The sequence below is a fragment of the Buttiauxella gaviniae genome, from assembly GCF_040786275.1.
GTDB lineage: Bacteria > Pseudomonadota > Gammaproteobacteria > Enterobacterales > Enterobacteriaceae > Buttiauxella > Buttiauxella gaviniae_A.
The window spans coordinates 3,968,187-3,981,684 of record NZ_JBFMVT010000002.1 but is presented as its reverse complement, the minus strand read 5'-3'; the positions used below and the strand labels follow the sequence as shown (position 1 = coordinate 3,981,684).

Annotated in this window: 11 protein-coding genes; 7 read left to right on the top strand and 4 right to left on the bottom strand. The window is 52.9% G+C overall.

The genetic code is table 11. The features are described from left to right. The first annotated feature begins 8 nt into the window (after window positions 1-8). The 4 genes from ygjK (at window position 9) to AB1E22_RS18960 (ending at window position 6,026) form a co-directional block, all read left to right on the top strand. Window positions 9-2,381 carry an alpha-glucosidase gene (ygjK, locus tag AB1E22_RS18975; protein ID WP_367596773.1) on the top strand — a complete coding sequence of 791 codons (2,373 nt, stop codon included), beginning with the start codon at window positions 9-11 and terminating at the stop codon, window positions 2,379-2,381. Between the two features lie 254 nt (window positions 2,382-2,635). Then, window positions 2,636-5,092, top strand: coding sequence for a type VI secretion system Vgr family protein (tssI, locus tag AB1E22_RS18970; RefSeq protein ID WP_367596772.1), 2,457 nt, complete (start codon window positions 2,636-2,638; stop codon window positions 5,090-5,092). After that, complete coding sequence (locus AB1E22_RS18965) at window positions 5,089-5,655, top strand: type VI secretion system amidase effector protein Tae4 (RefSeq protein WP_367596771.1); 567 nt, start codon at window positions 5,089-5,091, stop codon at window positions 5,653-5,655. The genes tssI and AB1E22_RS18965 overlap by 4 nt, the downstream gene beginning before the upstream one ends. Beyond that, window positions 5,652-6,026, top strand: coding sequence for a hypothetical protein (locus AB1E22_RS18960; RefSeq protein ID WP_367596770.1), 375 nt, complete (start codon window positions 5,652-5,654; stop codon window positions 6,024-6,026). Before AB1E22_RS18965 ends, AB1E22_RS18960 begins: the two co-directional genes overlap by 4 nt. 108 nt (window positions 6,027-6,134) lie before the next feature. Here the strand turns inward: AB1E22_RS18960 and AB1E22_RS18955 are convergent, their stop codons facing one another. Next, window positions 6,135-6,386, bottom strand: coding sequence for a GlsB/YeaQ/YmgE family stress response membrane protein (locus AB1E22_RS18955; RefSeq protein WP_367596769.1), 252 nt, complete (start codon window positions 6,384-6,386; stop codon window positions 6,135-6,137). A 220-nt stretch (window positions 6,387-6,606) separates the two neighbouring features. On the opposite strand from AB1E22_RS18955, the gene ycgR reads away from it, so the two are divergent. Further along, the gene (ycgR, locus tag AB1E22_RS18950; RefSeq protein WP_367596768.1) at window positions 6,607-7,338 is read left to right on the top strand and encodes a flagellar brake protein YcgR; all 732 of its coding nucleotides are present in this window, start codon (window positions 6,607-6,609) and stop codon (window positions 7,336-7,338) included. On the opposite strand, the gene emtA is transcribed toward ycgR, so the two are convergent. Further along, window positions 7,339-7,947: a membrane-bound lytic murein transglycosylase EmtA gene (gene emtA / locus AB1E22_RS18945; RefSeq protein ID WP_367596767.1), complete on the bottom strand. Its 609-nt coding sequence runs from the start codon at window positions 7,945-7,947 to the stop codon at window positions 7,339-7,341. It lies immediately after the preceding gene. A 110-nt stretch (window positions 7,948-8,057) separates the two neighbouring features. On the opposite strand from emtA, the gene ldcA reads away from it, so the two are divergent. Next, window positions 8,058-8,978 (top strand): muramoyltetrapeptide carboxypeptidase, encoded by a 921-nt coding sequence (ldcA, locus tag AB1E22_RS18940; RefSeq protein ID WP_367596766.1) that lies wholly within the window; start codon window positions 8,058-8,060, stop codon window positions 8,976-8,978. 87 nt (window positions 8,979-9,065) lie between these two features. Beyond that, the gene (locus AB1E22_RS18935) at window positions 9,066-10,796 is read left to right on the top strand and encodes a potassium/proton antiporter (RefSeq protein WP_367596765.1); all 1,731 of its coding nucleotides are present in this window, start codon (window positions 9,066-9,068) and stop codon (window positions 10,794-10,796) included. A gap of 115 nt (window positions 10,797-10,911) precedes the next feature. On the opposite strand, the gene dadX is transcribed toward AB1E22_RS18935, so the two are convergent. Continuing rightward, on the bottom strand, window positions 10,912-11,982 hold the full coding sequence (gene dadX / locus AB1E22_RS18930) for a catabolic alanine racemase DadX (protein ID WP_367596764.1): 1,071 nt from the start codon (window positions 11,980-11,982) through the stop codon (window positions 10,912-10,914). A gap of 20 nt (window positions 11,983-12,002) precedes the next feature. Beyond that, complete coding sequence (locus AB1E22_RS18925) at window positions 12,003-13,301, bottom strand: D-amino acid dehydrogenase (RefSeq protein WP_367596763.1); 1,299 nt, start codon at window positions 13,299-13,301, stop codon at window positions 12,003-12,005. Window positions 13,302-13,498 lie beyond the last annotated feature (197 nt).

Genomic DNA, 13,498 nt, shown 5'->3' with positions numbered 1-13,498 from the left:
GATACGATATGAAAACGTTTTTCCGTCTCGCCCCACTCGCCGTTGTGCTCGCCCTGGCGGGCTGCAAAACCACGCAGCATGATACAACCCCGCTGAAAGCCAATGCGTTTCAGAATGTTATCGACAGAACCGGTGCGCCTCAGGCCATGCTGGATTACGATTTTGATGAGCATCAGCGCTATAACCCGTTCTTTGACGATGGCGCCTGGCACGGCCATTTACTGCCGGCAAACAGCGAAGGAATGGGCGGATTCCCCGGACCCGCGCTGCTCACGGAAGAGTACATCAACTTTATGGCGAACAATTTTGACCGCCTTAGCGTGTACAAAAAGGGTCAGAAAGTGGCGTTTACTATGCAGGCCTACAGCATGCCTGGGGCGTTGATTCAAACGCTGACCGCCCCTGGCGTGACGGTAAAAATGACACTGCGCTTTGTCACCTCCCGTACCTCATTACTCGCCACCGAAATTACCACGGATGCGCCGCTGGAGCTGGTGTGGGACGGCGAACTGCTCGAGAAATATCACTATCAGGAGCAGAAACCTAAATCGGACAAAACGATTGACCAGGCCTTCCCTGACTATACCCGCACGCTCCACGCCACGCGCGATGGCCTGAGCGTGAACTTTGGCAAGGTGCGCGCCGATGCGAACCTGATGACCTCTGGTTCGTCGCAGTACCAGATTCATAAAACATTGCCAATGAACACGGAAATCGACGGTCATCGTTTTGTCAGCAAAGCGAAAATTGACGGATCAACCACGGTTTACACTACCTACTCTCACCTTCTGACCGCAGACGAAGTGCAAAAAGAGCAAAGTAAAATCAGTGATATTTTGCATAAGCCACAGCCGTATATCCGGGCTTCAGAACAGCGCTGGGAAGGCTATCTGAGCAAAGGGCTGAATAATCCGGATGCCACACCGGCGCAAACTCGTGTGGCGGTGAAAGCGATTGAAACGCTCAATGGCAACTGGCGCGGCGTAGCGGGTGCGATGAAATTTGATTCGGTAACGCCGTCGGTTACCGGACGCTGGTTCTCGGGCAACCAGACGTGGCCGTGGGATACCTGGAAACAAGCGTACGCGATGGCGCACTTCAACCCGAACGTTGCCAAAGACAACATTCGTGCGGTCTTTGCCTGGCAAATCCCTAAAGATGACCCCGTGCGCCCATGGGATGCGGGTTTTGTTCCGGATCTACTTGCCTATAACACCAGCCCGGAGCGCGGTGGAGACGGCAGTAACTGGAATGAACGGAATACCAAACCAAGCCTTGCCGCATGGTCAGTGATGGAAGTGTATAAAACAACGGGTGATAAAACCTGGCTTGAAGAGATGTACCCGCATCTGGTGGCCTATCACGACTGGTGGCTGCGTAATCGCGACCACAATCACAACGGCGTGCCGGAATACGGCGCAACCCGCGATAAGGCGCACAATACGCCTGACGGCAAAATGCTCTTCACCGTTAAGCGCGGTGGCAAAGAGCAAAAAATGGTGGGCCTGGATAACTACAATCGCGTCCTGCGCAGCGGAAAGTATGACAGCATCGACATTCCAGCTCAGGTCGCCGCTTCATGGGAGTCAGGCCGTGACGACGCCGCGGTGTTTGGCTTTATCGACCCGGAGCAACTGCAACGTTATCTGGATAACGGCGGCAAACGCGAGGACTGGCAGGTGCTGTTTGCCGAGAACCGCGCCCCTGATGGCACGCTGCTGGGCTATTCGCTGCTACAGGAGTCTGTCGATCAGGCCAGTTATATGTATAGCGACAGCAGTTATCTGGCCGAAATGGCGCAAATCCTCGGCAAACCTGAGGACGCGCAACGCTTTAGCCAGCATGCAAAAAAACTGGCCGACTATATCAACACCTGTATGTTCGACGACAAAACCGGCTTCTTCTATGACATTCGCATCGAAGACAAACCGCTGGCAAACGGCTGCGCAGGCAAACCGATTGTTGCGCGCGGCAAAGGGCCTGAGGGCTGGTCGCCGCTGTTTAACGGAGCTGCTACCCAGGCGCATGCCGATGCGGTGGTGAAAGTGATGAAAGATCCGAAAGAGTTTAATACTTATGTGCCGCTTGGCACCGCAGCACTCACCAACCCGGCATTTGGGGCAGATATTTACTGGCGCGGGCGCGTGTGGGTGGATCAGTTCTACTTTGGACTAAAAGGAATGGAACGCTACGGATACCGCGCTGACGCAGTGGAAATGGCGAATCGTTTCTTTGCCCACGCGAACGGCTTAATGACTGACGGGCCGATTCGCGAGAACTACAACCCGCTCAACGGCGAGCAGCAAGGGGCTCCGAACTTCTCCTGGAGTGCCGCGCATCTTTATATGCTTTACAACGATTTCTTTACGCAGAAACAGTAAAGGCAAAACGGCCCCAATTATGGGGCCAACACCAGTCCATGAGCGGATCACTACTGGCTGCCCAATTGAGTATGAAACCGCTTTGTACGTTTTCCTCTTTCAGATTCTGTGATAGCCGTCGTAGCCACAACATCACTCCGCCCCTACCCTTAAACCAGTTATTACATTGATTTATTTATATTTATCAGAATTATAGTTCAACAATGGCTGTTAATTCTGGTCAATACATCCATGGACAGGAAAGGAAATACACCATGGCCAGTGACGGCACCCGCTTTACCTTTACCGCCGGGCGGACCCCGGATGACACCTTCGCCGTGGTGGACTTTCAGCTCACCCAGTCCCTCTCCTCCCTGTTTCGCCTTGAGCTGACCCTCGCCAGCAGCAACCCGGCCCTGGAATTCCGTAAAGTCCTCGACCAGGGGGGAACGCTGATTATCCGGCAGGGTGAGGAGATTAAGCGCCGTCTGCGCGGTATCGTGACCTTCTGCGAGCAGGGCAACACCGGCAGACACCAGACGCTGTACCACATAACCCTGCGCCCGGAGCTCTGGCGCAGCAGCCAGCGGCAGAACTGCCGCAGCTTCCAGAATGTCGATATCCGCGCCATCTTTCAGACGCTGCTCAAGGAGACGGGTGTGCTCACCCACGACGCCCTGTTCCGCCGTCCGCACCCTTTCCGTGAGTTCTGCGTCCAGTACCAGGAAACCGACTTCGACTTCATCGCCCGGCTGGCCGCCGAAGAGGGGATTTTCTTCTGCGAGGAGGAATATCTGGAGCGCAACCTGCAGAAACTGACCTTCGCCGATGACAGCCGCGTGCTGCGCAGACTCGACCCGCTGCCGTACAACCCCAACGGTGCCAGTGAATCCAGCCGCTACTGCATCAACAGCTTCTGCCGCCGCGCGCAAATCCGCCCGGCGCAGGTCACCACCCGGGACTACACCTTTAAGGCCCCGCTCTGGCCCGGGCAGTTTAATCACCGCCCGTCGGAGATGCCCAACCAGCGGGCGGTGTATGAGATTTTTGACTATCCGGGGCGCTTCAAGGACGCACAGCGCGGGGCAGACTTTGCGAAATATCAGGTGGAAGGCTGGCGCAGCGATGTGGACTACGCCACCGGCACCAGCAACTCACCCCAGCTCCAGCCGGGGCGCTGCTTCAGCCTGACGGACCACCCGCGCGCAGACCTCAACGACCTCTGGCAGGTGGTGGCCTGTACGTTAACCGGCAGCCAGCCGCAGGCGCTCACCGGCAGCGAGGGCCAGGGCACCACGCTCACCAACAGCTTCAGCGTCATCCCCGCCATTCAGACCTGGCGCGCACAGCCCCCTCTCAAACCGCGGGTCGACGGCCCGCAGAGTGCGGTGGTGACCGGCCCGCCGGGGGAAGAAATCTTCTGCGACGAGCACGGGCGGGTGCGGGTGAAATTTACCTGGGACCGCTACAACCAGGCGGATGCGAAAAGCTCGTGCTGGATACGCGTCTCACAGGCGTGGGCGGGCGCCGGGTTCGGCAACATCGCCATCCCGCGCGTCGGCCAGGAAGTGATTGTCGATTTCCTCAACGGCGACCCGGACCAGCCGATTATCACCGGGCGCACCTACCACGCCGGCAACCGCGCCCCGGGCGACCTGCCGGGCACCCGAACGCAGATGGCCATCCGCTCGCAGACCTACAAGGGCAGCGGCTACAACGAGCTGATGTTCGAGGATGAGACAAACCAGGAGCTGCTGTCGATGCATGCCCAGAAGGACATGAAGACCGTGGTGCTGAACAACCGTGATACGGAGGTGAAATCCGACCACACCGAAACCATCGGCAACAACCAGAACATCACCGTCGCACTGGGGCAGACGGTTACGGTGGGCAAAGAGAATGCCGCCGGACACGACACAACCCTCAGCGTCGCGCATGACCGGCAGACAAATGTCGGTAATGACCAGACGCTGAGGGTGGCACACGACCGCACAGAAAATATCGGTCACGATGACGCGCTGTACGTGGCGAACGACAGAAAAATCACGGTAAAAGGAAAGCAGGCGCACATCACCACCGGAGACCACGTCAGCCTGGTGAAAGGGAAATACAGCCTGGAGGTGAAAGACGACCTGGCGCAGAAGATTGCCGGGGCGCTGGGCATTGACGTTCAGGGCGATATTGCCCTGAAAAGCCACAGCAAAATCACCCTGCAGGTGGGCGCCTCGTTTATCGTCATTCACCCTGCCGGCATTGATATCACCGGGCCGAAAATCAACCTCAACGGCGGCGGCACTCCTGGGACACCGGTCCCGACGCTGCAGCCGGCGATGCTGAGTCCGCTGGCGGATGGAGGTGATGGTGGATCGCCGCAGGATAACGGTATTGAGCATTTCGGAGATAAAAACAGTTCAGATGAATCGGATGCATCAAAAGAGGAAGATGAATCAATAAATGAGGAAAAGAAAATTACTTCAATTAGCTGGTCATATGGTGAAGATAAAATAAAAGTTGAAGATATTTCCCGACATTATGCTGATCTTAATCTTCATGTTCAGACTATAGGTTATCAGTCTGGAGAGTCTGTTTCATGCGAGGTGGAATACAATAGAATAGATGACACTAAAGACCACTTACATTTTAATGGCATAGTGAATGACAATGGAACCATATGTATTTGCAATATCTTCAACAATACTTTGATGAATATTATTGAAAAGGATCAGCGATGACAACGGTAACAGCCAGAGTTGGAGGATTAGCTTCAAATATCGGAGTTAACCGTCCTAAATTTAACGCATTATGGAACGCTTACCCGGTAGGCAAAACAGCAGAAGAGACATATATGTTAGTTGGGGGTAATGTATATGAGCACTATAAAGAGGCTAACGATAAAAGTTTAGCGAGCCAAGGTCAAATTCCTAATCCGTATGCGAATGCCTGCGCATTACGTTTAAGTAGGGCTTTTAACTATGGAGGATTAAGAATAAAAAAAGGTGCTGGTGCTTATAAACTGCGAGGTGGTGATGGGTACGCATATATAATGCGCGTTCCAGACATGATGATTTATGTAGAGAAACAATTTAAAAATCCAGATCTTAAAGACAGCCCACAGAAGATTTTTCCATTACTGCAAGCTAAAAAAGGGATTCTGATATTCACTGTTGATGGATGGAGTGATGCTCGTGGTCATGTCACATTGTGGAATGGAGGAGATTGTGGGGATCATTGTTACTTTTCTCATGCAAACCCAAACATCACAACAACAGAAGTAAAATTTTGGGAGCTCAAATGATGAAAGTTCTTGTTTATTGCATTTTGCTTGTATCCCTACCTTCCATAGCCGTTCCAAACAAAAATGAAATCATTGATGCAAGAGAGAAATTAAAAAAGTGGGGCATGGCATATTGTTTATCAGATAGATATAGCGGCAGTTTGAATATTGATAGCAGTGTAGCTTTAGATGGTTACTTTCAGTTAGGGAAACATAATTCTGAGGATGCCTACTCTGCAGTAAGAGCTTACTTTAAGGCGTCCCTTAAAAAAAATACTAAAACATCCATTCTCACGGAGAAAGAAAACATTTTAATGAACTGTCTGGATGCCTATGAATCAAATGAATATGAACGTATTATTAAACAGCAAGATAAATGGATAATGGATTAGGCACCTGTAGTCACTACATCGCCCTTGTTTAAATCGACGAAGCACTTTATTTCACTAAGAAAACGGCCCCATTCAGGGGCCGTTTCTTTAACAAAAGATCAGAATAAATTAGCGTCGAACCATGCGGTAAATAAGCAAAACAATAATCGCACCCGCAACGGCGACCAGGAAGCTCGGGAAGTTAAAGCCCGTCACGCTCCCGCCGATATGCAAGAATGTGGCTATCCAGCCACCCACAACAGCACCGATGATCCCCAAAATACAGGTCACGATAAAACCGCCGCCATCTCTACCAGGCATAATCAGTTTTGCAATTATGCCCGCAATCAAACCGAAAATAATCCACGCAATGATACCCATGTTCAACATCCTCTCATTATTGTGTGTGGTAACAAGTCAGAATCCACAGTGATTTGGCAGCGGGTTCTGTCTGTCGGTACGCTAAGTATAATCAAGCATTTGAAAAACGTGATCGCTGTTGAATTTCTTCCCTTAAAAATGTGAGATTTCCGTTAAGTTTTCAGCCGTTCCGCCGATATACCAGCTTACCGCTTTATAAAAACAGAACATGGACCTGGCCTTGAGTAACTATAACGAACAGTTTCTGAAACAAAGCCCTCTGGCTGTATTAGGTGTGTTACGCGATCTGCATAAAAACCAGGTGCCGGTCCGTCTCAGTTGGCCATCGGGGCAATTTATCAGCAAAATTCTTGAGGTTTCGGCTGCGGGGTTGATCGTGGATTTTGGCAGCCAGGCGTATGAAAACCAGGCCGTTCAAAAGGCGAAAAACATTCAGTTCACCGCCGAAACGGAAGGGGCAAAGGTCGAGTTCGTGTTGCCTGAATTACGCGCCATTGATTATCTGAACTTGCCGGCTTTCCATGCATCCGTCCCGCCATCGCTTTGGTTTGTTCAACGTCGCGAGTACTTCCGAATTACCGCCCCGCTTCAGCCCTATTATCATTGCAATACCACGCTCCCTGACGGTTCGCCCTTCCAGTTTCGACTGTGTGATTTGTCATTGGGTGGGATGGGGGCGTTAGTTGATGGGCCATTGCCGGAGGGGCTAAACGCAGGAATGCGTTTTTCTCAGGTTGAGCTGGATTTAGCACAGTGGGGGAAATTTCACTTTGATATGCAGTTGATAACGCTTTCGGAGCGAACGGTTGTCGACAGTAAAAACCAGACGGTAAGCACCCCGCGCCTGAGTTTCCGTTTTCTGAATGTTAACCCGGCCGCGGAGCGCGAATTACAGCGAATTATTTTCTCGCTGGAACGTTCTGCGCGTGAAAAAGCAGGCCGGGTGAAATAATTACATCGCGTTTAACGCTTTTGAAACTTTATACAGGTAACGCGGAGCCTGCGGTGCCGGGTGGTTTTTAGCGATGTAATCGTAAAACTCATCCGGGCTTAGATCGTTGATTTCATTAATCGCCTTTTTGCGATCTGATGAGAACGTTCTAAGCAACGCCCCCGCGCCATTGGCGTATGACGCCAGCAGGGCATATTGCATAGTTTGCGGATTTTCAATGCCCGCCAGAATGCCGTGTTCAAGAATACTCAAATACGCGGTGCCCACTGAGATGTTGCGCGCGGGATCTTTCAGGTCGCTGGTTGAGGGCTGCCCACCCCATCCCAGATGGCGGTAAACATCCGCCCCCGCCGTTGAGGCTTTAATTTGCATCAGACCAACCGCGTTGGATTTACTGACAAGTGTTGGGTTACCGCCGGATTCAACGGCGATGATAGCCGTAATCACTCGCGGGCTTACGCCCCACTCTTTTGCTGCCTGATCGGTTATTGGCATCCATGTTAATGCGCGTTGTACCGGTTTGGTTGGATCCCACTCGGGTTGTTTCGTGGTGTGACTTGAACATCCTGCCAAAAACAAAACCAATACAATCAGCCATCTTATATTCACGCATCTATCCTTATTTCAGTACTGAGAACTGCGATTCATCGCCGCCTGGCGGGTGACAACCACCTTTGTTAGCGGCATGATAACCAAATAATTCACAGCCAGGAAATGCCATGTCCACGATTCGTTTGATTGCCCCTTCAGGTTTCTGTGTTAATCAGGCCGCAGCGGCTCGCGGTATAGAACGCCTGAAAGCCTCCGGTCATCGGGTAGAAAACCAATCTGTGGTGACGCGCCGTTTCCAGCGTTTTGCCGGAACCGATGAGCAGCGGCTGGCTGATATTCAGGATTTATCTGTACTTCCTACAGAGTGCGACATTGTTCTGGCGGTGCGCGGCGGGTACGGTGCCACTCGCCTGCTTGAAAATATTGACTATTCGCGTATTGGCCGCGCCTTGCGCGAACGTACGCCGATAATCTGCGGGCATAGTGATTTCACGGCTATCCAGTTAGCGCTGCTTTCTCAGACCGGAACCATCACTTTTAGCGGCCCGATGCTTGCCGGAAACTTTGGTTCCGAAGAGCTAAACAGCTTCACCTGGCAGCATTTCTGGCAGGCCATTACTGAGCCGCAATTCACGCTGAACTGGCAGAGCGCCACACCGGCGTGTTCGGCGAGCGGGAAATTATGGGGCGGCAATCTCGCCATGTTAGTGTCGCTGATGGGGTCGCCATGGCTAACTCCGATTGATGGCGGCATTTTGGTGGTCGAAGATATTAATGAGCACCCTTTCCGCGTCGAGCGCATGCTTTTGCAACTGCATCACGCCGGGATTTTAGCGCGTCAAAAAGCGCTGATTCTGGGCAGCTTCAACGGAGCTACGTTAAGTGATTACGACGGCGATTACGATTTCGACGAGATGTGCCACATGTTGCAGCAACGCTTATCGATTCCCGTTCTGCGTGGTTTGCCTTTCGGCCATGAACCGGAAACGGTTACCCTCCCCTTAGGTGCATATGGCGAACTGCACCATGATGGGCAAACCGCCAGCCTGACAATCAGCGGTCATCCGGTATTGAGGCAAAATAATTAAGCCTCGCCCTTACATAGCACGATTAATCAATGTTTTCCGTGTTAACATTTCCACTCGAATGGCGCAGGGCAAAGGAGAAAGCGAATTTTGGACGCAGGGGCGATAGTCAGTCTGTTTATTTTAGGTTCCGTACTGGTAACTTGTAGCATCTTATTGAGTTCTTTTTCCTCGCGTCTTGGTATCCCCATTTTGGTTATCTTCCTCGCTATCGGTATGTTGGCGGGCGTTGATGGCATCGGGGGTATTCCGTTTGATAATTATCCTTTCGCCTATTTAGTCAGTAACCTTGCGCTGGCGGTGATTCTGCTCGATGGCGGAATGCGCACCCAGGCAAGTTCATTTCGCGTAGCCCTTGGCCCGGCGCTGTCGCTTGCCACCGTCGGCGTGTTGATAACCTCCGGTTTAACCGGCATGGCCGCGGCCTGGCTGTTTAATCTCAATTTAATCGAAGGTATGTTGATTGGCGCAATCGTCGGCTCAACCGATGCGGCGGCGGTGTTCTCGCTGCTCGGCGGTAAGGGGCTTAACGAACGTGTGGGCGCAACGCTTGAGATTGAATCCGGCAGTAACGATCCGATGGCGGTGTTTCTGACCATTACTCTCATCGAGATGATTCAGCAAGGGCAAAGCGGCCTGAGCTGGATGTTCCTGGTGCACATTATTCAGCAGTTTGGCCTGGGGATTTTGCTTGGCCTCGGCGGCGGTTATCTGCTGCTGCAAATGATTAACCGCATTACGTTGCCGCAGGGTTTGTATCCGCTGCTGGCGTTAAGCGGCGGGATTATGGTGTTTGGTATCACCACCGCGTTAGACGGCAGCGGGATTCTGGCCGTTTATCTCTGTGGCTTCTTGCTTGGTAACCGCCCGATTCGCAGCCGTTTTGGCATTCTGCAAAACTTTGATGGACTGGCATGGCTTGCACAAATTGGCATGTTCCTGGTGCTGGGGCTTCTGGTCAATCCATCGGATCTGTTACCGATTGCGATCCCTGCGCTGCTGCTCTCTATCTGGATGATTTTCTTTGCTCGCCCGCTGTCTGTTTTCGCGGGGCTCCTGCCGTTCCGAGGGTTTAATCTGCGCGAGCGCGTGTTTATCAGTTGGGTGGGATTACGCGGCGCGGTGCCGATTATTCTCGCCGTCTTCCCGATGATGGCGGGGCTTGAGAACGCCCGTCTGTTCTTCAATGTGGCGTTCTTCGTGGTGTTAGTCTCGCTGCTGCTGCAAGGCACGTCGCTTGGTTGGGCGGCCAAAAAAGCGAAAGTTGTGGTGCCGCCAGTGGGCTGGCCGGTTTCCCGCGTGGGGTTAGATATTCACCCCGAAAACCCATGGGAGCAGTTTGTTTATCAGCTTAGCGAAGATAAGTGGTGTATCGGGGCGGCACTGCGTGACCTGAAAATGCCGAAAGACACGCGCATAGCCGCGCTGTTCCGCGACAATGTTTTGCTGCATCCAACTGATCGAACGCGTTTACAAGTTGGCGATGTGCTTTGTGTCATTGGCCGTGAGCGCGACCTTCCTGCGCTGGGCAAAATGTTTAGCCAGTCACCGCCGGTTTCACTCGACCAGCGCTTCTTTGGTGACTTTATTCTTGAAGCCAGCGCGCAGTTTGCCGATGTCGCGACTATTTACGGTCTCGACCTTGATGACACCGTAAATACGCAGCAAACGCTGGGTGAGTTCGTGGTGGGGATGTTAGGCGGCGCGCCGGTTGTGGGTGACCAGGTCGAATTTGCAGGTATGATTTGGACCGTTGCCGAGAAAGAAGATAACCAGGTACGCAAAATCGGTGTCCGTGTCGAGAGCGACGAAGCTGAGTAGTTTTATGCTAATTTGAAGGCCAGGATGATGTCGGGTGGCGGCTTAGGCCTTACCCGACCGACAAAACCATTGTAGGGTGGATAGGCGCATGCGCCATCCACCAGAAATTAAGAGTCTACAGCGTCACAACCGGCACACGCGGTGCCAGGGCGCACATCAATTCATATCCGACTGTACCTGCCGCATGGGCCACATCATCAATTTTCACCTCGTTACCCCAAAGTTCGACCGGACTGCCAATGCCGGTATGCGGGCAAGGAGTGAGATCGACGGCCAGCATATCCATAGAAATCGCGCCCACGGTCTGGGTTAACACACCATCGACACGCACTGGCGTGCCAGTTGGCGCGTGGCGCGGGTAACCGTCAGCATAGCCGCAGGCAACGATGCCAATGCGCTGTTCGGCGCTGGCGCGGAAGCGACTGCCGTATCCGACCGTATCTCCCGGTTTAAGGTTTTGTACGCCAATGATTTCACTTTGCAGGCTCATGACGGGCTGCAAGCCGCTGGTGGCAACATCGCACCATTGGCCGCTCGGCGACGCACCATAGAGAATGATCCCAGGGCGCACCCAGTCGAAATGGGCTTCCGGGTGCCAGAGCGTTGCCGCAGAGTTTGAAAGGGAACGGGCGCAATCCAGGCCTTCTGCCGCCTGTTCCACACGTTTCATCGGCTCGACAATACCATCCGTTTGTTCTGCATCTGCAAAATGCGCCATCAGCGTGAGTTGGCCGACGTTAGCGATAGCGCGCAGTTGCTGCCAGATGGACTGTACGCGGTCGGGGCTAAAACCGAGGCGGTTCATCCCGCTATTCATCTTGAGATAAACATCGAGTGGCGCATTGAGTTTGGCGTTGGCTAAGGCTTTCACCTGCCAGTTACTGTGCAAACTGGTGGTGAGGCGATATTGGTCAAACAGCGGGAGTTCATCGACGTGGAAGAAGCCTTCTAGCATCAGGATCGGCCCTTTCCAGCCGCGTTCTCGCAGCAAAATAGCCTCTTCAAGGTTTAGCATCGCAAAGCCGTCAGTTTCTCTTAGCGACGACCAGACGCGCTCCAGTCCATGACCATACGCATTCGCTTTAACCACCGACCAGACGCGCGAATGGGGGGCTGCCTGGCGGACAACATTTAAATTGTTACGCAGCGCGCTGAGCTTCAGCGTCGCAACAATCGGACGGGACATTGCCCTCTCCTTGTTTGAAATTAGTTATGAGCGTTATGCAGGCGCTGTGAGCCTGTCGGCCTGAAACCCGGGGAGTAACGCGCAACCGCGAGATCGTCAAAGGGTATCGCAGGCGTTCTTCCTGAAATTAAATCACTCAACATCTGGCCTGAACCGCAGGCCATCGTCCAACCAAGCGTTCCGTGCCCGGTGTTGAGCCAAAGATTTTTGAACGGGGTGCGCCCGACAATTGGCGTACCGTCTGGCGTCATTGGGCGCAAGCCCGTCCAGAATGTCGCTTGTTCAACGTGCCCTCCGCGCGGGTAAAGATCGCGAACCACCATCTCCAGCGTTTCACGGCGGGGTTGCAATAATTCCGTATTAAAACCGACGATTTCTGCCATTCCGCCGACGCGAATACGCTTATCAAAACGCGTAATAGCAATTTTGTATGTCTCATCGAGAATAGTCGAAACCGGCGCGCCCTGCTCGTCGGCAATCGGGATGGTAAGCGAGTAACCTTTGAGCGGATAGACAGGAATATCAACGATTTTTTTCAGCAGATCGGTTGAGTAGGACCCGAAGGCGACCACATATGCATCGGCCTTTATCACCTCTTTGCCGCACTGAACGCCATAGATATTTTGGCCTTCATACAGCAGGCGATCGACCGACGTATTGAATCGAAACTCAACGCCCGCCTCGGCGGCCATTCGCGCAAGATTTTGCGTAAATAACTGGCAATCGCCGGTTTCGTCGTTGGGTAAACGCAAACCGCCGGTAAGTTTATGGGCCACATCGGCCAGCGCCGGTTCAACGTCTGCCAGGCGGGAAGATTCCAGCAATTGGTACGGCACGCCAGCATCTTCAAGCACGGCAATATCTTTGGCTGCGTTTTCATACTGCTGAGCGGTGCGGAATAGTTGCAGCGTACCGCCCTGCCGCCCCTCGTATTGAATACCGGTGCTGTGACGCAACTCTTTCAGGCAATCACGGCTGTACTCGGCAAGTCGCACCATACGGCCTTTGTTTTCCATGTAATGGCGCATATCGCAGTTACGCAACATCTGCAGCATCCACTTCAGTTGGAATTGTGTGCCATCGAGGCTAATTGCCAGCGGAGCATGGCGCTGGAACATCCACTTAATAGCTTTAAGGGGAACGCCAGGTGCGGCCCAGGGTGCCGCATAGCCCGGAGAAATTTGCCCGGCATTTGCCGCACTGGTTTCCATTGCAGGCCCAGCCTCCCTGTCGATAACCGTGACATCATGCCCTGCCTGACGTAAATACCAGGCACTGCTGACACCGATAACGCCACTTCCCAGCACCACAACACGCATAACTGTTCCACCATTTAGCTAAAAGAATAATCTTCTGATTACAAATTGATAACTCAGATGAAAATGTTATTCAACATATGGCTTTGTTATAGTGACTTTCCTCACAACCCAACCTGATATATACCCTAAATAATTCGAGTTGTGGGTAGGCGGCCAGGGAGCTTATCCCTGGAAGTAAGTGACTGAGGTAAGCGAGT

Excerpts from the sequence above, each read along its gene's own strand:
- ygjK (WP_367596773.1), top strand. The coding sequence starts at position 9 with ATGAAAACGTTTTTCCGTCTCGCCCCACTCGCCGTTGTGCTCGCCCTG.
- tssI (WP_367596772.1), top strand. The coding sequence starts at position 2,636 with ATGGCCAGTGACGGCACCCGCTTTACCTTTACCGCCGGGCGGACCCCG.
- AB1E22_RS18965 (WP_367596771.1), top strand. The coding sequence starts at position 5,089 with ATGACAACGGTAACAGCCAGAGTTGGAGGATTAGCTTCAAATATCGGA.
- AB1E22_RS18960 (WP_367596770.1), top strand. The coding sequence starts at position 5,652 with ATGATGAAAGTTCTTGTTTATTGCATTTTGCTTGTATCCCTACCTTCC.
- AB1E22_RS18955 (WP_367596769.1), bottom strand. The coding sequence starts at position 6,386 with ATGGGTATCATTGCGTGGATTATTTTCGGTTTGATTGCGGGCATAATT.
- ldcA (WP_367596766.1), top strand. The coding sequence starts at position 8,058 with ATGTCCACGATTCGTTTGATTGCCCCTTCAGGTTTCTGTGTTAATCAG.
- dadX (WP_367596764.1), bottom strand. The coding sequence starts at position 11,982 with ATGTCCCGTCCGATTGTTGCGACGCTGAAGCTCAGCGCGCTGCGTAAC.
- AB1E22_RS18925 (WP_367596763.1), bottom strand. The coding sequence starts at position 13,301 with ATGCGTGTTGTGGTGCTGGGAAGTGGCGTTATCGGTGTCAGCAGTGCC.